Origin of the sequence: Limimaricola sp. G21655-S1 (assembly GCF_027213785.1) — a bacterium.
GTDB lineage: Bacteria > Pseudomonadota > Alphaproteobacteria > Rhodobacterales > Rhodobacteraceae > Limimaricola.
In genome coordinates this window covers 264,742-286,753 of the sequence record NZ_JAPWGO010000001.1, presented here as the reverse complement: position 1 = coordinate 286,753, position 22,012 = coordinate 264,742, and the positions used below count along the sequence as shown (strand labels likewise).

Sequence of the window (22,012 nt, the reverse complement as noted above, 5' to 3'; positions counted from 1 at the left end):
TAGGCCCCGCCCTGCCCCATCACAAGGTCAGGAGCGGATCCGCCAGCCAGTGCGGAAGATCAGCCAGATGATCCCGAGGCACAGCGCGGTGAAGCCCGAGATCGCCAGAAGGCTCACCCCGATCGGCACGTCGGCCTGCCCGAAGAAGGACCAGCGGAAGCCGGAGATCAGATACACCACGGGGTTGAAGCGGGTGACCACCTGCCAAGCCGGAGGCAGCATCGAGATCGAGTAGAAACTGCCGCCGAGGAAGACGAGCGGCGTGATCACCAGAAGCGGGATCAGCTGAAGCTGCTCGAAATTCTTGGCCCATATGCCGATGATGAAGCCCAATAGCGAGAAGCTGATGCAGGTCAGGATCAGGAAGGCCAGCATCGAGACCGGATGCAGGATCGTGAGATCGACGAAGAGCGTCGCGGTGGCGAGGATCACCAGCCCGATGAACAGCGCCTTGGTCGCCGCCGCGCCCACGAAGCCCAGCGTGATCTCGAAGAAGCTGATCGGGGCCGAGAGATACTCGTACATCGTGCCGATGAACTTCGGGAAATAGATCGCGAAGCTGGCATTCGAGGTGGCCTGCGTCATCACCGAGAGCATGACGAGCCCCGGCACGATGAAGGCGGCATAGGCGATGCCCTCGACCTCCTGGATGCGGCCGCCGATGGCTGAGCCGAACACCACGAAATAGAGCGAAGTCGAAATCACCGGCGAGATGAAGCTCTGCAGCAGCGTACGGAAGAAGCGAGCCATCTCGGCCCTGTAGATCGCGGATACGGCGCCGAAGTTCATGCCGCGTCCTCCTTCACCAGTCCGACGAAAATCTCTTCGAGGCTAGAATTGGATGTGGAGAGATCGGCCAGCTGCAGACCGGCCGCCTGCAGATCGGCGAGAAGCGCGGTGATGCCGGTGCGCTCGGCATGCGTGTCATAGGTATAGACCAGCGCCTGGCCGCCATCGACCCGCTCCAGCCCTTCGCGGCGCAACGTGTCGGGCAGCGCCTCCACCGGCTCGGCCAGCTCGATCCGGAGCTCCTTGCGGCCCAGCCGCCGCATCAGGTCCTCGGTCCGTTCGACCAGCATGATCCGGCCCTTGGAGATGACGCCGATCCGGTCGGCGATGGCCTCGGCCTCCTCGATGTAATGGGTGGTGAGGATGATCGTGACCCCCTCCCCGCGCAGCCGTTCGACCACGCGCCACATGTCGCGCCTGAGTTCCACGTCGACGCCGGCCGTCGGCTCGTCGAGAAACAGTATTCGTGGGCCATGGCTCAGCGCCTTGGCGATCAGCACCCGGCGCTTCATGCCGCCCGACAGTTCCATCACCTTGGCGTCGCGCTTTTCCCAGAGCGACAGGTCGCGCAGCAGCCGCTCCAGATGCGCATCGTCGCGCGGCCGGTCGAACAGGCCGCGGGTGAAGCGCACGTTGTTCCACACGGTCGAAAACGGCTCGAGCGCGATCTCCTGCGGCACCAGCCCGATCAGGTCGCGGGCCTGCCGCCAGTCGCGCACCACGTCGTGGCCGCCGACCTCGACGGTGCCGCCCGTGGGCATGGTGATGCCGCAGATCGTCGAGATCAGCGTCGTCTTGCCAGCACCGTTCGGTCCGAGCAGCGCGATGATTTCGCCCTCCTCGATATCGAGCGACACGCCGTCGAGGGCGGTGAAACCGCCCGCATAGGTCTTGGTCAGGTCACGGACCGACACGATGGGGGCCATGCTACGGAGCCTTCTATGGAATTGCCGGGACGATAACGGCGGGCCGTTGCACACGAAACCCCGGCGATACCGCGATCTCCGCGCATCAGCGCACAGGGCTGTCGGCCGGAACCGATGGGAACGCCTCTCAACGGCTTCGCAGCCGCCACGCCCTGAACGCCTCGCCCGGCAGGATCGCGGCGCAGCGCGCATATCGCCCGGCAAGGCGGGAGGGGTTTGAGGCCGCGCGCCAGAGCCATTCGAGCGCCAGCCGCCGCACCAATGATGGCGCCCGACGCTGGTGGCCCGCGAGGAAATCGAGCCCGGCGCCGATCGAGACGAAGCCCAGCTGCGGATGCCGCGCCCGGCCCCGCGCCGCCAGCCGCTCCTGCTTGGGCGCGCCCAACGCGAGAAACACGAGACCGGCGCCGCTCCGGGCCACCGAATCAAGCGCGGCATCGGCAGCCTCCCCGTCGGGATCGAAGCCCATCGGCGGCGCGATTCGCTCCACCACCTCCAATCCCGGCACCTGCCGCGCCAACGCATCCGCCGCCCGCCGGAGGCTGTCCTCCGTACTACCGATAAAGGCCACCCGAACGCCCCGAGCCGCCGCCAATCGCGCGAGCGGCACGATCAGGTCGGCACCGGGTAGAAGCGCCACTTGGCAACCTGCCAGACGCGACAGCCAGACCACCGGGTTGCCGTCGGCCGTCACGAGGTCCTGAGCCGCATAGGCTGCGCGAAAGCCCGCGTCAGCACGCAGCTTCACCAGATGGTCGAGGTTGAGCGTAGCCAGCGCGAAGCCGCGTCGCGCCGCGAAACGCGCACCGATTTCGGCCAAGAGCGCCGCCTGATCGGTGATGTTCACCCGGACCAGCCCGGCGCCGTGATCGAATTCCATCGCTCTTTCCTCTGGCTCCGCCGGATCGCGATCCGGCCCCTTGGCGCGCCCGCCGCACTCGCTTAGCGATACGGGCGGGGAACCTTGGCCGCCCGATTGTCGCCATCTCCCTTCTGTACCGAGCGGCTCCGGACCGGCAAGCGTGCCAGAGCCCGATGCGACACAACGGAGCCGCGCCGCGATGAAGGACGTTACAGTGATCGGATGCGGCTATGTCGCCGATCTCTACATGCGCAGCCTGACGGCGCATCCCGAAATCCGGGTGCTGGGGGCGCATGACCGCGACGCCGCGCGACAGGCTGCCTTCTGTGCACATTGGGGCCTGACGCCGCTGCCGGACCCGGCCGCGGCCTGCGAGGCACTGCCCGCCGAGGGGCTCGTGTTGAACCTGACCAATCCCAAGAGCCACGAGACGATCATTCGCGGCTGCCTGCGCGCCCGCCGCCACGTCTGGTCCGAAAAGCCGCTGGTCACCGACATGGAGACCGCCCAGTCGCTGCACGATCTCGCCCGCTCCCGCGGTCGGCAGCTGGCCTCGGCACCCTCGTCGGTATTGTCGCAGTCCGCGCAGGGGCTGGGACGGGCGCTGCGCATGGGCGTCGGCGGTACGCCGCGGCTGATCTATGCCGAGCTCGATGACGGCTTCATCCCGCAGGCGCCCTATCGCGACTGGAAGAGCGAGAGCGGGGCGCCCTGGCCCGCCGAGGACGAGTTCGCCACCGGCTGCACGCTGGAACATGCGGGCTACTGGCTGTCCTGGCTGATCGCGCATCTGGGGCCGGTGCGCCGCGTGGTCTCGGCTGCGGCCGAGGTCGTTCCCGACAAGCCCGGGCTGCGGCATGCGGCGCCGGACTTCTCGGTCGCGGCGCTGTTCTTCGAAAGCGGCCCGGTGGCGCGGCTCACCTGCTCGATCGCGGCGCCGCACGACCATCGGCTACGGATCTTCGGCGATGAGGGCGTGATCGAAGTGGGCCGTGCCTGGGACAACCACGCGCCGGTGCGGTTTCGCCGACGGATGCGGCTGCGTCGCCGCCTGCTGGAAAGCCCGCTGGCGCGCGACGTATCGCTCAAGGGCACGCATCAGCCGAAGCCCCGCCGCCGTGGTGCGGCGCGGATGGACTTCGCGCTTGGGCCCGCCGAGATGCTCGACGCCATCGCGGCAGGCCGCGAGAGCCGCCTCGCCGGAGACTACGCGCTGCACCTGACCGAGGTGACGCTGGCGATCCAGGAGGGGGCCGTGCGCGACATGAAAACGCGCTGCGAACCCATGGAGCCGATGCCGTGGGCGACGTGATCGCCGTCACCGGGGCGGGTGGGTTCCTGGGCCGCGCCGTGGTCGCGCGGGCACGGGAAGAGAACTTTCCGGTGCGTGCGATCCTGCGCGGCGATCCACCCGAGGCCTGGGCGACCGATCCCGGCATCGAGGTGATCCGCGCCGATCTGCGCCGCGAGCTGCCACCGCTCGACGGCGCGGCGGCGGTGATCCATGCCGCCGCGCGGATGTCGGGCGATGACGCGGCGCAGGCCCGTGATACGGTAACGCCGAGTGCCGCGCTGTTGCAGCGGGCCGCGCAGGCCGGCGCAAGGCTGGTTCTGGTCAGCTCGATCTCGGTGCTGGGAACCCAAGATCTCGCGCCATTTGCCCTCGTGGACGAGGCGACGCCCGTCGAGCCACACCCCGAGCGGCGCGACGCCTATACCCGCGCCAAGCTCGCGCAGGAGAGAGACGCGTGCGAAATCTCGGCGCGATACGGCGCGCAGCTTCGGATCGTCCGGCCCGGGGCGATTTTCGGGCCGGGTCGGCTGTGGAACGCGCATATGGGGATCGAACTGGGGCGGCTGGTCCTCGGGCCGCGCCACGCGGGCGAGTTGCCGCTGTGCTGGCTGCCGCATGCCGCGCAGATCCTCGTGCTCGCGGCGACCCGGCCACAGGCGCAGACAATCGAACCGATCCATGCGCTCGACGATGATCGCCCCGACAGGGCGCGCTTCCTTGCAGCGCTAGGCCGGCGCGGCCTGCCGCTGGGCTGGCGCGGATTTGACATGGCGGCCCGCGCGTTGACACCGCTGGGCTCGCGCCCGCCGGGGCTGCTGCGACGCGAGGTACTGCGCGCGCGGCTGATGCCGCTGCGATACGCCAATGCCCGCGCCCATGCGCTGGGCTTCCAGGCCGAAGCCGGGTTCGAGGTGGCGGTGGCTGATGCGCGGCGGGCCCGGGCATGACCGGCCTCGGACCGGTGATGTGGCTTACCGGGGAGTACCCCCGCGCCACCGACACCTTCATCCAGCGCGAGGTCGCGGCGCTGCGCCACCTCGGTGTCGCGGTCGAGACCGCCTCGGTGCGGCGCACCGACCCGTCGCACCATGTCGGCCCCGAGCAGCGCGCCGAGGCCGCGGCAACCTTTCACCTGTTGGAGGCCGCGCTGAACCCGTGGCGCATGACCCGGGCCAAGCTGTCGGCATTGCGGAACCCGGGCCGTTTCCTGCGTGCCTTGGCGCTGGCATGGCGCACGGCCCCCAAGGGGCTGCGGGGCCGCATCTACAACCTGATCTATTTCGGTGAGGCGCTGGTCCTGGCACAACGCATGAAGGCGCGCGGCATCACCCATCTGCACAACCACATCGCCAAATCCTCCGGCACCGTCGCGATGCTCGCTTCCGAGATATCGGGCATTCCGCACAGCTTCACCCTGCACGGCCCGGACATCTTCTTCGCCCCGGAACACTGGGCCTTGGGCGAGAAGATCGCGCGTGCGCGCTTCGTTGCCTGCATCTCGGATTTCGCGCGGTCGCAGGCAATGCTGTTCTCGGACCCCGCCCACTGGCACAAGCTGCACGTGGTGCATTGCGGCGTTGACCCGGATCTCTATGCAGATGCTCCGCCCCCGCCCGAGGACCGGATGCTCTTCATCGGTCGGCTGACGGCGGTCAAGGGCGTGCCGGTGCTGTTGGAGGCTCTGGCGCAGTCAAGGGCTAGGCGACCGGAGCTGACGCTCGACCTCGTGGGCGACGGAGAGAACCGCGCGGCGTTCGAGGCCATGGCTCGCCAACTCGGCCTCGAAGCCGCGGTGCGGTTCCACGGCTACAAGGGACAGGCCGAGGTGGCACGGATTCTGAAGGAGACGGGCGTTCTGATCCTTCCCTCTTTCGCCGAAGGGGTACCGGTGGTGCTGATGGAGGCGATGGCCGCTGGCCGGCCGGTGATCGCCACCCAGGTGGGCGGCGTGACCGAACTGGTCGATGACGGCCGTTCCGGCCTTCTGGTGCCGCCGGGAGCCGAGATGCCGCTGGCAGTGGCAATGGTCGCTCTCGCGGGCGACGCGGCGCGCCGTAGCGCGATGGGGGCCGAGGGGCGGGCCCGGGTGCTGGCCGAGTTCGACGCCGCCAGCGAGGTGGCGCGGCTGGCGCGACTGCTGTGCGACGGCCCCGGCGGACCGGTCCGCCCGGAGCCGATCGCATGACCGCGCGGACCGGCGTCGTGGTCATCGGCCGAAACGAAGGCGCGCGGCTCGGCGCCTGCCTCGCCTCGCTCGAAAACAGCGGGTCGCGGGTGGTCTATGTCGATTCCGGATCGACCGATGGCAGCCTCGACATCGCCCGCGCGGCCGGAGCGCGGATCATCGAACTCGACGCCGGAGCCCCCTTCACCGCGGCCCGCGCCCGCAATGCAGGCTTCGAAGCATTGCGGGAGGCAGGTCTGCCCGAGTTCGTGCAGTTCGTCGATGGCGATTGCACGCTCGAACAGGGCTGGCTGGAGGCGGGCGCGTCGGCACTTGTCGCCGATCCGGGCATCGGCATCGTGACCGGCTGGCGCAGCGAGATCGCCCCCGAGGCCACGGTCTACAATGCCATGGCCGAATGGGAGTGGCACCGCCCTGCCGGCGACATCCCGGCCTGCGGCGGCGACATGATGCTGCGCACCGAGCTGTTCGAGCGGATCGGCGGCTTCGACGGCGCGATCATCTGCTCGGAGGACGAGGATCTGTGCCTGCGGGTGCGGGGCCTCGGTCTGCGCGTGCACCGCCTGCCGCGAGTCATGACCCGCCACGACATCGCGATGACCCGTTTGGGCCAGTGGTGGCGTCGCGCGGTACGCGCGGGCCACGGCTTTGCCGAGGTGGGCGACCGCCACCCCGGACATTTCAGGGCCGAGCGACGCCGGGTGCGGCTATGGGGAATGGCGCTCCCTGCGGCGGCTCTGGCCGGAATGATCGCATGGGGCGCGGCGGCGCTTCTGATCGCGACGGCATTGTTGGCGGTGAGCTGGGGGCGCAGCGCGCTGAGGCTGCGGCGGACGGGCCAGCCGCGTCGGCGCGCCCTCGGCCTTGCAGGGCTCTTGGTCCTGTCGAAGTTTCCGAATGCGCAGGGCATGCTGACCTACCGGCTGCGTCGTCTGCGCAAACGCGAAATGCGACTGATCGAGTACCGCTAGCCACCGCGCCGGGCACGGCCCGATCGGGGCTTATTCTCGCCCCCGTTTCCGGTCTATCCTCGCGCCGATTTGGCCGGTGACGGGAATGGCGGAGATGAGCGAACGCAGCAGGCGCGACGGACGGAGGCGGCTTGAGCCCGGGGCGCGCACGGCGATTCTCGACCGGATCGCGGCGCTGCAGCCAAAGCCCGCGTCTCCCTCGCCCGCCGGGCCAGCCCCGGCCGAGACCGACGACACCACCCGGGCGCTGCGCGCCGCCGTGCTGGGCAAGGACGAAGTCCGGCTGCCGCAGCTGCATGACCTGTGGGGCAGCCTGCGCCGGATTCCGGTGAACGAAGCCGTCCTCGAGAGCAACCTCGTCATCACCGCAAGTCGCCGCGACCCCGCCCATACCGCCTTCGACCTGCTGCGGACCCGCCTGCTGCAGGCGCTCGACGAGCATGGTTGGAAGCGTGTGGCGATCACGTCACCGACGCGGGGCTGTGGCAAGACCTTCACCGCCGCCAATCTCGCCATCGCCTTGTCGCGCTATGAAAACCGCCGCACCGTGCTGCTCGATCTCGACCTGAGGGCGCCGGGACTCGCCGAGGTTCTGGGCGCACCGGCGCCGGGACCGATCGCCGACTGGTTGCGCGGTGCCACGTCCAGCAGCACCCAGTTGCAGCGCGTCGGGCAGAACCTGCTTGGCATCGGCGGGCTCGCGGTCGGCCTCAACGACCGTTCCGAGACCTATGCGGCCGAGCTGCTGCAGGACCCCAAGACCGCGGCCGTGCTCGACCAGATGCAAGAGGAGATCGCCCCCGACGCGGTGCTGTTCGACCTGCCCCCCGCGCTGAGCCAGGACGACGTGACCGCGTTCCGAAGCCGCTACGACTGCGTGTTGATGGTAGTGGGCGGCGGCCACAACAGCGCCGAGCAGATCCGCGAAGCCGTGCGCCGCATCGGCGAGGACAAGCCGATCCTCGGCATGATCCTGAACCGTGCCGAGGAGGACCGCGCCTCGGGCAGCGGCTAGGAGATCAGATCGGCAACCGGCGCCACCACCCCCGCATGCCGCTGCGCAGCCGGCCCCAAATCCCCAGAAAACGCCCGGCATCCCGCCGCTGCGCTGCCCGGGCGCGACGCCGCGCCTGACGCCGATCCAATTCGGGAATCACCACGACGGGCCGCACGCCGAGCGCCCGCTCCATCTGCGCGGCGGTGCGGATCTGCGGGTTCACCGCCTCGAGCGAAAGCGCGAGGCCGAGCGCCGCCAGAAGCACGCCGAACCCGCCTGCGACCGCGATCTTTCGGCGCGAGGAGGAGACCGCGTAATCGGGCGGCACCGCCCGTTCGAGGATCTCGAAGCGCGTGGTCTCGTCACGGCTTTCGAGCAGCTGCGCCATCGCGGCCTCTGTGCGCCGGGCGGTGACCGCCGAGAGCGCCTGCTGCAGCTGTTCGCGGCGGCGCACGAAATCGTTGTAGCGGCGCTCGGTCTCAGGCGCGGCCGCGAGTGCCGCCTCGATCCGGGCGATATTGTCGGCGATCAGCTGCCGTTGCTGTTCGAGCAGGCTGCGGCGACGCGTCAGCTCGTCCTCCCGCAGCCGGTCCGAACTGGTCTCGAAGGCGATGATCTGCTGTTCGAGGTCGATCCGCTGCGCCACGAGCCCCGAGAGCTGTTCGCGCTGGGCCGGAAGGCTGCCGGGCAGCGAGTCGAAGCGGGCCTCTTGGAACCGCGCGAACTCCTCCTCGAGCGCGGCCAGTTCCGCGCCGAGCCGCGCCTCCTCGCTTTCGAAGAAATCGAGCGTGCGCGCCGTGCGGCCCTCGCGCCGGCTCTGCGCGGCGGTAACGATCTCTTGCAACAGGGCATTGGCGAGATCGGCAGCCAGCTGTGGCTCGTCGAGTTCGACCGTGATCGACAAGCCGGAGGGCACGGTTTCGGGGCGCCAGGCCAAGGCCGGGTTCACCAGCTTGGTGATCTCGATCGAGGCGCGGGTCTGCACCAGCCGCTCATGCGGCGGCAAGAGGGCGAACAGATCGAACCGCTCGGCCAGTTCGAGGATCTTCTCGCGCGCCATCACCTGCTGCTCGATCAGGTCGAGCTGCGTGTCGGCGATGACGGCGGCGTCGCCCCCGGCATCGACCAGCGGCGTCTCGATCTGGATCACCGCCGTTGCCTGAAAGACCGGCGGACGCGTCATCGCGAACCAGAGAACGAATGGAATTCCCAGAACGCAGACAAGGGCGATGGCCCAAGCCCGGCGGCGCAGCGCGCCGCGCAGGTCGCGCAGTGAGGCAAGATGTTCCATGACCAGCTCCCGTTCGTCGCGAGGGCCGAAGGCCACCCGCGCCGGTCCAATTTCCGCCACACCCAAGCCACAATCTAGGGCCTCGGGCATCATCTGACCATGGCGAACCGCCCGGTCAACTCACTGTTGCAGGCCGCGAAACCCGGGCGGCGCCCGCATGACCACGATCAGGCGATCGGAACATATCCCCCACCCCCCGCGAAATACGGTCCCGGCCCCATAAGGTCCGGCCGTTCGCAACAGCCGTGCCGCAAGGCCCTCGCCCGTGACCTGAACGCGCATGGCATCGAAGCCGAGCAGGGCACGGCTCCGAGGATATTGCGCCTTGTAGGCAGCCTCCTTGGCCCCGAAGACGAGCCGGGCCGCAAGGCCCGGCTCCAGCCCGGTGACCTCGATTTCGCCCGGAAGGACGATCTCGGGCCAGAGCGCGGGCTCCAGCGGCAAGGCGGCGGACAGATCCAGACCGAGATCGCCCCCCCGGCATAGAGCGGCCACCGCGAGGCCGTCATCATGGCTGATCGAGCCGTGCATCCCCTGGGGCCAGACAGGCGCGCGATCCGGTCCCATCGGGACCGCCCGCGGCGGCAGGTCGAGCCGTTCCATCGCCAGCCGCGCCGCCGCCCGCCCGGCGGCGAACTCCGCTTGCCGGGCGGGACGGGCCCGCGCCATGGCTGGCGCCTCTTCGGGCCAGAGCACATGTCCGGCACCGATGCGCACCACCGCGGCGGCGGTGCCAGTACCGCCAAGCCTCTCGATCAGGGCGGCAAGCTCAACCAAGACCTTGGCGCCGGGCCCGCAGCTGCCTGCGGCGCGCCATGATCTCGTCCCGTGCATTCGCCGAAGCGAGCGGTGCGACCGGTTCGGCGGCCTCGGGCGCGGTCAGCTCCGCCTCGATCCGGGCCGCGAGATCGGCCAGGCGCGGCAGGCCGAAGATATCGGTGATCCTCAGATCCGGCAGGCCGAGCCGATCGCGAATTTCGCGATGCGCCCGCACCGCCAGCAGGGAATGGCCGCCGAGATCGAAGAAACTATCGTTCGGCGAAACGGCCTCGATCCCCAGAAGCTCCCGCCAGATCTCCGCGATCTCGGTTGCGGCGGCACCGCGACGCAAGCCCGCGACCTTGATGGTTGCCGGGCTCGGCGCAGGGTCTGCGGGCATGGGCGTGGACGAGACTGCGGCACGGTGTGCCGGCGGCGGCGGCAAGGCGGCGCGGTCGGTCTTGCGATTGGGCGTCAGCGGAAACCGCTCGAGAGCAACGATCCGCGTCGGCACCATGATCGCCGGCAGACGCGTCGCCAGTTCGCGTCGCAACTCCGCCTCGTCGATTGTCTCCGTGGTCTCCAGATATGCCACGAGCCGCGTATCGCCGGGAGTGTCCTCGCGCATCACGGCGACGCAGGGGCCAAAACCCGAGATCGCGTCGAGGGCCGCTTCGACCTCGCCCAACTCGATCCGGTGGCCGCGAAGCTTCACCTGCCCATCGGCGCGGCCGATGAAATCGAGCACCCCATCGGAGCGCCAGCGTGCGAGATCCCCGGTTCGGTAGATCCGCTCGCCCGGCCGGAAGGGGTCGGGGCGGAACCGCTCGGCGGTCAGTTCGGCCCGCTCCCAATAACCGCGCGCCACGCCCGCGCCGCCGATCCACAGCTCGCCTTCCGCCCCCACCGGGCAGGGCGACATCTGCGCGTCGAGTACATAGGTCCGGGTGTTGCGGATCGGCCGACCGATCACCGAGGCCGGCAGACCCGCCTCTATCGTGGCGCTGGTGGACCAGATCGTGGTCTCGGTCGGACCGTACATGTTTTCCAGATGCATGACCCCGGCTCCGCGCAATTCCTCGACCAGCGCGGCGGGCAGCGCCTCGCCGCCCACGAGCATGTGCCGCAAACCTCCCAGCGCGGCGCGGCTCACCGCGTCGGCGGCAAGCATCCGGGCCATCGAGGGGGTGCATTGCAGATGGGTGATACCATGGCGGCGGATCTGCGCCGCGATCGACCGGTCGCTCGGGGGTGGCCCGGCATCATCGACCGCAGGACGTCCCGGCTGCGCCAGCGCCGCGAGGCGCGGCAGCCCCTCCATCACCTGAGCCGGTGCGATCCCGAAATCGATCAGGCAGGCGATCTCGTCCACCCCGGCAGCCTGCAGCATCTTGATCCGGGCCAAGCCGTCTTCGACTGTGCCGAAAAGCCCCTGCTCTTCGAAATACCGTTCGAAGGCGTGGTCGAGGACCGCCGTTTCCTCTTCGGGAGTCAAGGCGCCGGGGTCGACCGCATCGCCCCTTCCACGACGAAACGCCGGGAATTCCGCGGCATGTCGCGCAATGAGCCCGTTGGCCGAGCGCAGGTAATCGATCATCGGGCCGCGCGCCACCTCGAGGGCGGCGGCGCGGCTCTCGGCGAGATAGGTGTGCAGCATCACCGTCACCCGCCGCGACGCCGGATCGTGCCCAGCCTCGACCAGCGCAGCGCGCCATTCGGCGATCCGCGAGGACAGATCCGCGACGCTCTGGCCCAGAAGATGCGTCAGCACGTTGGCGCCCGCCAGCCCCGCCTCGCGCCAGCTCGCGGGGTTGCCCGCAACGGTGATCCACAAGGGCAGCTCTGACGAGACCGGGCGCGGTCGGGTCAGAACCTCCTGCATATCGCCTGCCGCGTCGGGAAAGGCCACCGCTTCGCCCCGCCACAGACGGCGCACGGCATCGGCCGCGTCGCGCAGCGCCTTGCGGTTGGCGGGCGGCGCCGCCTCGGGGCGCAGCACGAAGTCCTGAGGCTGCCAGCCCGCCGCCAGCGCCACCCCTGCACGCCCGCCCGACAGCCGGTCGATCACCGCCCAGTCCTCGGCGATCCGCGCCGGGTGGTGCAGCGGCGCGACGCAGCTGCCCGCGCGGATCGCCACATACGAGGTGACGGCCGCCACCGCCGCACCGGTCACCGCCGGGTTGGGATAGGCCGCGCCGAAGCCGTGGAAATGCCGCTCGGGCGTCCAGACCGCCTCGAACCCATGCGCGTCGGCAAAGCGGGCCCCGTCGAGCAACAGGGAATAGTCGTCCGTGTCCCCCGCCTCGTGGCCCCAGTAGAACAGGCTCAGCGACGGCCCGGCCACAGCGGTCACCGGCGTCGTCTCCGAGGAGGTCAAGAGCCGCTCTTCGTCGCCCTGGACCACGACCTTGAGGCCGCGCGACAAGGACCAGAACAGTTCGAGCACCGAGATATCGAAAGAGATCGAGGTGACGGCGAGCAGCGCGTCGCCGGGACGGTGCGGCACCCGCTCGTCCATCCCTTCGAAGAAATTCAGCACGTGGCGGTGCTCGATCATCACCCCCTTGGGGCGGCCCGTGGAGCCCGAGGTATAGATCAGATAGGCAAGATCCGAACCCGTGGCGGCCTCATCGAGCGGCGCGGCCTCGGCCGTGTCCAGTCGCGGGTCGTCGAGCCGCAGCAATGCCGCCTCGCCGGCCGGCAGATCCGACGCGATCTCGGGGGCGCTGACCACGATCGCGGCAGAGCTGTCTTCGAGATAGAGCGCGAGCCGTTCGCGCGGATAGGCCGGGTCGAGCGGCAGATAGGCGGCGCCGGACTTCATGACCGCCAGCGCCGCCACCACCATCTCGGTCGAGCGGCCCATATGCAGCCCGACGCGCATGCCCGGGCCCGCCCCCATTTCGCGCAGCACCCGCGCCATGCGGTTGGAGCGCGCCTCCAGTTCCGCATGGGTGAGGCGCTCCTCACCGAAGACCAGCGCGACGGCCTCCGGCGCGGTGGCGGCGCGACGGGCGATGGCGGCGTGAATCGTCCCCTCGGGCACCGGACCCGCAGTGTCGTTCCAGTCCTCGAGAAGCAAAGCGCGTTCGCCCGGCGACATCGCGGGCAGCGCCGTGCAGGCCGTATCGGGATCGGCATCGATCATGGCCATGAGCCGCGCCGCGAGCAGATCCAGCGCACCGGGTAGCAGCGTGCCGCCCGCCGCTCGCAGGATGCCAGACTCGGGATCGAAGCCGAGACGCGCCCCGGGCGGCCGCGTCGGCCCCAGTGCCAAGGCGGGCGGGACGAGGCCCAGCCGCATCGGCAGATCCGCCGCGAAACCGTCTTCGGCGCATGCGGCGCGCATTTCCGCGTCGAACCGGTCGGCGAAGCGCGACAGGCTTTCTCCCGGTTCCGGAATGACACGCAGGGGAACCCAGCCCGCCACATGAGGGTCTTCTGCGGCGGGCCGAACCAGCGCCAGATCGGCCGCACCGTCGCAGAGCCGCGCCGCCAGCAGCGCCCAGGCCGCGGCGCGAAGGCGCGCCGACCCACGCGGTTCGAGCGCCCGGCGCTCCTCAGCCATGTCGGGACGCATCGGAAGAGCCGTCGCGAGGCCGGGCAGCGGCACCGGACGCAGCGCCTCCAATCGCCTTCGCCAGCCCTGCTCGGCCCGTGCGACATGCTGCATACGCATGGTGAGCGCCGCAGCGTCGCGGATCGGCGCCAACCGGGTACCGGCCTTGGGCAGCGCGACTGGCGCCCCATCTGGCCGAGATAGTCCCGAAAGCCGCAGCACACCGTCTTCGAAGACCAGCTCCAACGCGTCGCCCATGGCCGCGCGGATCGTGCCGGGCGGTTCGGGCTGCGCCCTTGACTCCAGCAGCTGCGCCGTGCCGATCAGCAGCAACCGACCTTCATGCGAGAGCTTGGGGCAGCAGAGCGGGTTCGGATGCGCACCGTGATCGAGCGCCCGGACTAATCGCAGTGCCGCATCGACCGGGCCACGCCCGTCGATCAGCGCATCTGCATCCGGCCGGTCGGCGGCGCGGTGCATCCGGCCTTCCATCGCAGGCTGCGGTCGGCGCCGGAGCCCGTGGCGCATCTGATCGATCAACTCCGGCAGGGTTTCGAGCGCCAGCGCAAAGCAACGGGCATTGAGGCTCTGCGCGGTCTCGTCCGGGTCGATGTCGAAATCCCGACGGATCAGGATGTCCCCCGCATCCACGCCCGGCGTCATCATGTGCCACGTCACCGCATGGCGACGTGCGCCTTCGAGCAGCGCCCAGACCGGCGCATTGCGCCCGACCCTCTCGGGCAGCGGTCCATCATGAAAATTGATGGCGCCTGCGGCGAAGCGCGCCAGCGCGGGGGCCGGCACCAAGTCGAGATTCCCGGCGCTGAGAAGCCAGTCGATGCCCTCGGGCAGGTCGTCGAGCCGGTCGGGATCGTGCCGGGGAATGCCGTGCTCCTCGGCGAAGGCATCCAGTTCCGGGTAGCGGCTCGCCACCAGCGCCAGCCGAAAACCCGCTTCGCGCAGCGACCGCGCGGCCTCGAGGCTCAACGCGGTGGCGCCGATCAGTGCAACGCTGCCGCTCATGCCGCCTCCTCCCTTGCCCGGGTCGCCCGCAAATGACGCAATTCGTGACGCAGCAAGTCGCGCAGATATCGCGGCGGATCGCCCGGATCGCGCCGCATCGCAACGCAGCGAAGCCGGTGAAGCCCCCCTGCCGCGAGATGCAGCAGCGTCGCTACGGCCGCACCCGCATCGCCGTGATGCTTGCGGAAATAGTGCCGGCGCGACTCGAACCAGTAGTCGGGAACGCGGCGCCACTCGTTCATCCTGGTCGAGACCGATCCGATATGGGTGACGCGGCTTTCGCGCACGAAATGGGTCTCGAAGCCCGCGTCGCGCGCGCGGCGACAAAGGTCGGTTTCCTCGAAGTAGAGAAAGAAGGTTTCGTCGAAACCGCCGATCCGCTCGAACAGTTCGTGCCGGATCATCAGGCTGGCCCCCGAGACCCAGTCCACCCGACAGGTCTGCTCCGGCACCTCCATCCATACCCTTCGTCGCGACAAAAGCCGCGAGACAGGGCCGAAACGCAACGGTCCCTCGATCTCGGACAAGAGCGAGGGAAAGCGGAAGGCCGCGAGATGCGGCGTGCCGTCCGGATCGCTTATCAGGCTCCCGGCAAGACCAGCCGCGGGATGGTCCGCCAAGTGCTTGACGAGAGCGGCGATCGCCCCGGGCTCGGGAAAGGCGTCGGAGTTGAGGATGTAGACAAGGTCCGGACGCTCGCCCTTGGCGAGGGCGTCGCGGATGCCCGCGTTGTTGCCCGCGCCGAAGCCACCATTGCGGCCGGATTGCACCACGCGCACCCGGTCCCCCCAGCCGCGCGCGGCCACGCCGGCGCGCAGCCGCTCTTCCGAGCCATCGCCGGAATCGTTGTCGACGATCACGATCCCGCCCTCGATCCCGGCCATCGCGGCCACCGCGCTTTCGGCGGCGCGCAGTGTCATCTCCGGCGTGCGCCAGTTCAGGATCACCGTCAGAACAGATGTCATCGCGCGCTACTCCGCCGCATGTAGTTTCGGCACGTCCCCAGCGACGGCGCTTTCGAGCGCCGCCTTCATCCGGGCCGCGAGAGCGCGCGCATTGGGTTCGAGCACCATGGTGTCGTGATCGCCCGGCACTTCGACCACTTCGAGCGCGGACGCCCATTCGCCCCAGTAATTGTCATGCACCACGTATTGCCGTTCCTTGTTCACTAGTCGCCCGCCCGGCAATCGCCATTGCCCCTTCAGCGGCGGTCGGAACAGCGTCATGGGCCCGTCCCAAGGCTCCAATCTATAGGCGGCGGAGGCGACGTAGAAGGCGGTTTCCAGAGCGGCGTCCGCTTGATTTTCGACCGGGCGCGCGGCGTCTCGCCCAAAGCGGCGGCGGTCGATCTCCCAGCGCAGGCGCCGCGATGCCCACTGCGCTGGATAGCGCAGCCCTCCCCTGCGCAGCTCGATCGCCTGGATCGCGATCCGGTCACGCAGACTTAGCGACGGCCGGACCGGCAGCGGCGTATCGAGCAACAGCAACGCCTCCGCCTTGTCGCCTTCTGCGCGCAGCTGCCGGGCGATTTCGAGTGCCGTGATGCCACCGCCCGAATAGCCGCCTAGCAACCAAGGCCCGTCGGGATGAACGCGACGCATTTCGGCAAGGCAATCGCGTGCCGCCGCGACGAAATCCTGATGCGGCGGGACATCGCCGGCGACGCCGCGTGCCTGCAGACCCCAGACCGGCCGGTCTTCGCCCAGATGCTGCGCGAGATGACGCAGGTTCATCACGTTGCCGAACATGCCCGCCGCGAGGAAAAGCGGCGCCCCCGGGCCGCCTTGGCTCAGCGGCACGAGATGCACCGCGTCGCCTAGGCCGGAGATCATCGCCGGGGCCGCGCCCGGCCTTCCGGTCGCCTCCACTGCTGCCGGAGCGGAGGCGTCTCCTGCAAGCCGCGCCGCGAGGCCGCGGATCGTCGGCGTTTCGAACAGCGCCGAGATCGGCAGCGCGGTACCGGTTTCCCGCCTTATCGCCGCGAAGAGCCGAACCGCGATCAGTGAATGTCCACCAAGGTCGAAGAAGCTGTCATCTGGACCGATATCGGCCACGCCGAGCAGCGCGCTCCATTGCGCGGCGAGCCGCGCTTCCATCTCGGTCTCGAACCCGGCGGCGACAGGATCGGCGGGCGCGACCGGTTCCGAAGCCGGAGGCGACACCGCCGCCTCCCCGATCAGCGCGGGCAACGGCTGCGCCGTCATGGCGACCTGCGACAGCCCCGCCCCCATCGCCGCGATGAAGGCGCGCCCGCCCTCCTCGCGCCGGATGCCATGGCGGCGGGCATCGCTCAGCCGGTCCTGCGGCACTGGCTGTTCCAAGGTCATGGCCGTCGCGCCGGCGGCAAAACCGGCCTCCGCCGGCAGCAGGTGCAGCTCGAAGCCGGACATATCGGCACAAATCTCGCCCTCGAGGGTGGCCAGCACGATGTCGAACCGGGCCCTGCCGGTCGCCTGTTCGACCAGCCGGACATGGCTCAGGATCTCCGAAGGCAACGGCGCATGGACGCTCAGCCGCGCATAGCCCGCCGGCACCCAGAGCCGCGCCGGATCATAGCCCGCGATCATTCCGATCGCCCAGCCGGTTGCGATGTCCAAGAGCCCCGGATGCAGCGCGAGGCCGGTGCTGGCATCCGGCGGCAGCCGAAGCCGAGCCAGCCCTTCATCCTCGCTCAGCGCCGCCTCGCCCGTGACCTGCCACTGCGCCCCGAAATCGAGATGCACCGCCTGCGGCAGGCTCAGCGGTCCGGGCGCCGGCAGCCGCGCTGCGATGGCCGCCGGATCGATGCGGCCCGGTGTGCCACCTGTCGCCAGCAGCCGGGCCATGGCGACAGGTCCCCATGGCTCGCCCGGTGGCGCGGCCTCGACCTCGACCCTGCCTGCGTCGTCGCCCGGCGACAGCCGCAGCCGCAGCCGGGTCGCGCCGCCATCGGGCGTGCGCAGCGGGGCCAAGAACCGCAGATCGCGCAGTTCGAACGGCGTGAAGCCCTCGGGGCCGACCGCCTCGGCCAGAAGCTCGGCATAGCCCGCGCCGGGCAGCAAGGCGTCACCCGCCCTTGTCCGATGCTGGTCGAGAAACCAACGCTCGGAAGGCGTCCACCGAGCCGTGAAGACAGTTTCCTCGCCGATCGCGGTCTCGATGATCTCGCGACGCTCCAGCATCGGCAGGGCAGTGGGCGCGCCCGCCGCCTCTCCCGCATCCGGCACGGCCGCCCCGGCTGCCATGCCGGTATCGGCCCAGATGCCCCAGTCGATCGCCACCACACGAGTCGCGCCGCCCGAGCGGGCCAGCGCAAAGGCGTCGAGTGCGGCGTTTGCGGCAACGTAATCCGCCTGCCCCGCCGGAGTGGTCCAGGCCGAACTGGAGGCGCAGAGGGCCATCCAGTCGAGCCGACCATCGGGGAACAGCGTGTCGAGCACCATCAGCCCTTGCAGCTTGGGCGCGATCACCGCCTCGCTCGCCTCGGCCGCGCGGCCCAGCACCGGCGCGTCGTCAAGACGTCCGGCAGCATGGATCACGCCGCTGATCGGACCGAGCCTTGCCTCGGCCTCGGCAAGGGCGGTGCGCATCGCATCGGGATCGGTGATATCGGCGCAATAGCTTTCGATCCGCCCGCCCAAGGCCTCGAGCCGCAGCAGCGCACGCAGCGACTCGGACATCGGACCGCCCGTGGCGACATGGCTGGACCAATCTTCGCGCGCAGGCAGGGGTCTGCGCGAGATGATCGCAACTGGCGCGTCCCAATCGCGGATCAGGGTTTCGGCCAAGGTCAGGCCGATACCGCCAAGGCCGCCGGTGATCAGTACCGCACCGCCGCGACGCAATGGTAGCCTGGGCGTCGCGGGGAGTGCGGCGCGCTGCGGCGTCCGGACCCGGCGAATGCCGTCGCGCCAAGCCACCGGCGCGGATTCGGGCGGCGATAGCGCCTCTTCCAGCACCGCCTCGACCTGAGATCGAAGCGTGGCGCGGCGCGGCGGCGCGAGATCGAGCCGCGAACAGGCAAGTCCCGGCAGTTCCCTCGGGATCACCAGCGCGGGCCCGTCGAGCATCGCCTTGGCCGGATCGGGCCGCTCGCCCGGGCGCACGGCATGCGCACCGCTGCTTACCGCCAAAAGACGCAATGGCCTGTCGCCCTGCGTGGCGTGCCAAGCCTGCGCGAGATGCATGAGGCTCAGGAAGCCGCGCTCCTGCAGCAACTGGACGTGCAGCGGCGACAGGTCCGGACCGGTGGCCTCGGTGACGCTCCACAGGTGCAGCACCCGGTCCGGCAGCAGATCTTCGCGCTCAAGCGCCGTCAAGAGGCGCTCGACGGGCGCTTGGCCCGCCTCCGGCGGCAGCTGCCAGCTATCGCTGCCGGCGCGCGCCTCGAACCCGGCCGCCGTCACGGTCGCGACACGGTGCCCCGTAGCCCGCAGCCGCGTCGCAAGGGCGGCCCCCAGCCCGGTGCGATCGAGAAAGATGAGCCAGGTCTCGGGCGGCAGTTCCGCGAGGTCGTCCCCTGCCTCGAATGTGCCCTCGGGATAGCGGCGCACCCAAGCAGGCTGCCAGGCCCAGCGCGCGACATCCTCCTCTCGCGGCACCGGCGGCGCCACGGCCGGGGCAGCCACGGAGCGGACCGGTTCGACATGATGACGCGTCCGCTCGAAGGCATAGCCCGGCAACGGCAGGCGGCGGCGACCGGCGCCCGCGAGCTGCGCCTCGTCGAAGCGGCCGCCCATCGCCCATAGGCGACCCAGCGCCAAGACCATCCAGCGGTCATCGCCGCCCGGCTCCTGCGGCGGCCGCAGTCCCGGCAGCACCCGCTCATGACCGATCCCGGGTTGTTGCCCGGCCAGCATGCCAAGCACGCCGCCGGGGCCCATCTCGATGCAGATCCGCGCGGCCTCGCCCATGTTGTGGAGTGCCCCGTCGAAATCGACGGCATGGCGGAGATGGCCGACCCAGTACGCGGGATCGGTCGCCTCCGCATCGGTCAGGAGGTGGCCGCTGCGGTTAGAGATGATCGGGATGCGCGGGGGCGACAACGTCATGCTTCGCAGATGCGCCTCGAAGCGCGGCAGGATCGGATCGAGCAGGCGGCTATGGGCGGCGACTTCGATCGGCACACGACGGCTCTCGATTCCCCGAAGCTCGAGCCGCGCCGCAAGGTCCTCGATCGCGGCCACCGGCCCCGAGGCGACGCAGAGACCGGGCGCGTTGATCGCCGCGAGATCGAGATCGGGGCCCAACTCCTCGCGCAGCGCATCTGCGCCGAGCGCCACCGAAAGCATCGCGCCGGGCTCGGTCCGCTCGAACAGCGTGCCGCGCATCCGCACCAGTTCCAGACCCTCTTCGAAGGACATGACACCGGCGAGCACCGCCGCTGTGTTCTCGCCCATCGAATGACCGACCAGCCGGTCCGGCATCACGCCCCAGCCGATCCAGAGCTGCGCCAGCGCGTGCTCGACGATCAGAAGCAGCGGCAGTTGCAGCGAAGGGCGGCGCAGCATGGCCTCGGCCTGCGCCTCGTCGCCGGGTGCCGGGTCCCACAGCGCACGCAACGTCTTGCCCTCGGCGCCCATGGCGGCGAAGCCGCGATCGATCCAGTCTCGAAACACCGGCTCGGTTTCGTAGAGATCGCGGCCCATGCCCGGTTGCTGCGCGCCGCCGCCGGGGAACATGAACACCACTTCCGGCATATCCTGTGCCAGATGCGTGGGCGCGGCGCGCGGATCGGACCGTTCGAGCAATGCGGCGGCCTCGGCATGGCTTTCGGCGACGAGCACGCGACGATGCGGCAGCGCCCGGCGCCCGACCGCCAGCGTATGCGCCACATCGGCCAGCGGCTGCTCGGGATGCGCGCGCAGATGCGCCGCCAGTCGCGCTGCCGTGGCATCGAGCGCGGCGCGGGAGCGGCCGGAGACCCGGAGCAGCTGGAACGGCCACTCGCTTTCGGCCGGGGATACGGGCTCCGGCGCCTCCTCCAGCACCGCGTGGGCATTGGTGCCACCCACCCCGAGCGAATTGACCCCGGCGCGGCGGGGCGTGGCGCCCCGAGGCCAGGGCGTCGTTTCCGCCGCGACCTCGAAGGGTGATCCGTCGAGCGCCAGTGCCGGGTTCGGCGCTTCGAAGCCCGGCGTGCCGGGAATCGTCCGATGGTGCAGAGCCAGCGCCGCCTTGATCAGTCCCGTAGCGCCGGCAGCGGTGTCGGTGTGACCGATCCCGGTCTTGACCGAGCCGATCCGGCAGAAGCCGGCGGCCTCGGTCGTTTCGCGAAAGGCACGGGTCAGCGCCGCCACCTCGATCGGATCGCCCAGAGGCGTGCCGGTACCATGGCATTCGACGAAACCGATGGAACCGGCCTCGATGCCCGCCATGCGCTGGGCCATCGCCACCGCCCGCGCCTGCCCCTCGACCGAGGGGGCGAGGTAGTTGGCCTTACGGGCACCGTCGTTATTGATGGCGCTGCCCTTCAACACGGCCCAGACGTGGTCGCCATCGGCCAGCGCGTCTTCGAGCCTGCGGAGGACCACCGCCGCCGCGCCCGAACCGAACACGGTGCCGGCGGCACGGTGATCGAAGGCGCGGCACGCCCCATCCGGCGACAGGATCTCTCCCTCGCGCCACAGATAGCCCCTGCCATGCGGCTGTTCGATCGTGACACCGCCCGCCAGAGCCATGTCGCATTCGCCGGTCAGCAGCGCCTGCGCCGCCATGTGGATGGCCACGAGCGAAGTCGAACATGCGGTCTGCACCGAGACCGCCGGGCCGGTCAGATCGAGCATGTGCGCCAGACGGGTGGCGAGGAAATCCTTGTCATTGCCGGTATGGCGCAACAGGAAGGCGCCGGTGTTCTCCACCAGCTCCGCATTGCCCATGATGTTGCGCATGTAATAGTCGTTGGCACCGCAGCCCGCATAGACTCCGATCGCGCCCGCGAAAGCTTCGGGCACATGGCCCGCGTTCTCCAGCGCCGACCAGGCCGTCTCGATGAAGCGCCGGTGCTGCGGATCCATGATCTCGGCCTCGCGCGGTGTCAGGCCGAAGAATCCCGCATCGAACAGGTCATGCCCCGCGAGCGGCGCGCCGAAAGGGACGTAATTGGGGCGGCGGCTCTCGGACTCGCTCACCCCCGCACGGGCCAGTTCTTCGGGGGTAAGGCGACGGATCGCGCTGCGTCCTCCCGCCAGCATCCCCCAGAACGCCTCGAGCGTGTCAGCGCCGGGCAGGTCCACGGCCATGCCGGTGATGGCGATATCGCCCGTATCCCGTTCCTTCGCCTCCTGCATGATCTCTTCCCCTGCCCCGTGTGGTTGCGCAAACTGGCTAGACTGCGAATGCGGCACTTTTCCGACGGGATACCGGCTTGCGGACATG

The 22,012-nt window shown here is 69.9% G+C and carries 13 protein-coding genes; 5 read left to right on the top strand and 8 right to left on the bottom strand.

The genetic code is table 11. The annotated features are described in order from the left end of the window. Positions 1-27: 27 nt before the first annotated feature. The 3 genes from O4G76_RS01445 to O4G76_RS01435 all read right to left on the bottom strand — a co-directional run bounded on the left by O4G76_RS01445 (position 28) and on the right by O4G76_RS01435 (position 2,595). Positions 28-789: an ABC transporter permease gene (locus O4G76_RS01445; RefSeq protein ID WP_269395644.1), complete on the bottom strand. Its 762-nt coding sequence runs from the start codon at positions 787-789 to the stop codon at positions 28-30. Next, on the bottom strand, positions 786-1,715 hold the full coding sequence (locus O4G76_RS01440) for an ABC transporter ATP-binding protein (protein ID WP_269395643.1): 930 nt from the start codon (positions 1,713-1,715) through the stop codon (positions 786-788). The genes O4G76_RS01445 and O4G76_RS01440 overlap by 4 nt, the downstream gene beginning before the upstream one ends. A gap of 127 nt (positions 1,716-1,842) precedes the next feature. Next, positions 1,843-2,595 carry a WecB/TagA/CpsF family glycosyltransferase gene (locus tag O4G76_RS01435; RefSeq protein ID WP_269395642.1) on the bottom strand — a complete coding sequence of 251 codons (753 nt, stop codon included), beginning with the start codon at positions 2,593-2,595 and terminating at the stop codon, positions 1,843-1,845. Positions 2,596-2,776: 181 nt separating this feature from the next. On the opposite strand from O4G76_RS01435, the gene O4G76_RS01430 reads away from it, so the two are divergent. The 5 genes from O4G76_RS01430 (at position 2,777) to O4G76_RS01410 (ending at position 8,042) form a co-directional block, all read left to right on the top strand. Next, on the top strand, positions 2,777-3,889 hold the full coding sequence (locus O4G76_RS01430; RefSeq protein ID WP_269395641.1) for a Gfo/Idh/MocA family protein: 1,113 nt from the start codon (positions 2,777-2,779) through the stop codon (positions 3,887-3,889). Then, positions 3,877-4,818 (top strand): NAD(P)-dependent oxidoreductase, encoded by a 942-nt coding sequence (locus tag O4G76_RS01425; protein ID WP_269395640.1) that lies wholly within the window; start codon positions 3,877-3,879, stop codon positions 4,816-4,818. Before O4G76_RS01430 ends, O4G76_RS01425 begins: the two co-directional genes overlap by 13 nt. Continuing rightward, on the top strand, positions 4,815-6,056 hold the full coding sequence (locus tag O4G76_RS01420; protein ID WP_269395639.1) for a glycosyltransferase: 1,242 nt from the start codon (positions 4,815-4,817) through the stop codon (positions 6,054-6,056). Before O4G76_RS01425 ends, O4G76_RS01420 begins: the two co-directional genes overlap by 4 nt. Then, a complete protein-coding gene (locus tag O4G76_RS01415; protein WP_269395638.1) occupies positions 6,053-7,027 on the top strand; it encodes a glycosyltransferase family 2 protein in 975 nt (324 codons plus the stop codon). The genes O4G76_RS01420 and O4G76_RS01415 overlap by 4 nt, the downstream gene beginning before the upstream one ends. A gap of 94 nt (positions 7,028-7,121) precedes the next feature. Next, on the top strand, positions 7,122-8,042 hold the full coding sequence (locus O4G76_RS01410) for a CpsD/CapB family tyrosine-protein kinase (protein ID WP_269395637.1): 921 nt from the start codon (positions 7,122-7,124) through the stop codon (positions 8,040-8,042). 4 nt (positions 8,043-8,046) lie between these two features. Here the strand turns inward: O4G76_RS01410 and O4G76_RS01405 are convergent, their stop codons facing one another. From O4G76_RS01405 to O4G76_RS01385, 5 genes are all read right to left on the bottom strand, one after another. Next, on the bottom strand, positions 8,047-9,315 hold the full coding sequence (locus O4G76_RS01405) for a Wzz/FepE/Etk N-terminal domain-containing protein (RefSeq protein WP_269395636.1): 1,269 nt from the start codon (positions 9,313-9,315) through the stop codon (positions 8,047-8,049). 120 nt (positions 9,316-9,435) lie between these two features. Continuing rightward, entirely contained in the window at positions 9,436-10,092 is a 657-nt protein-coding gene (locus tag O4G76_RS01400; RefSeq protein ID WP_269395635.1) for a 4'-phosphopantetheinyl transferase, read from the bottom strand. Beyond that, on the bottom strand, positions 10,085-14,656 hold the full coding sequence (locus O4G76_RS01395) for a MupA/Atu3671 family FMN-dependent luciferase-like monooxygenase (RefSeq protein WP_269395634.1): 4,572 nt from the start codon (positions 14,654-14,656) through the stop codon (positions 10,085-10,087). The genes O4G76_RS01400 and O4G76_RS01395 overlap by 8 nt, the downstream gene beginning before the upstream one ends. Continuing rightward, on the bottom strand, positions 14,653-15,621 hold the full coding sequence (locus O4G76_RS01390) for a glycosyltransferase (protein WP_269395633.1): 969 nt from the start codon (positions 15,619-15,621) through the stop codon (positions 14,653-14,655). The genes O4G76_RS01395 and O4G76_RS01390 overlap by 4 nt, the downstream gene beginning before the upstream one ends. A gap of 6 nt (positions 15,622-15,627) precedes the next feature. Next, positions 15,628-21,924, bottom strand: coding sequence for a type I polyketide synthase (locus O4G76_RS01385; protein ID WP_269395632.1), 6,297 nt, complete (start codon positions 21,922-21,924; stop codon positions 15,628-15,630). Between the last annotated feature and the right edge of the window lie 88 nt (positions 21,925-22,012).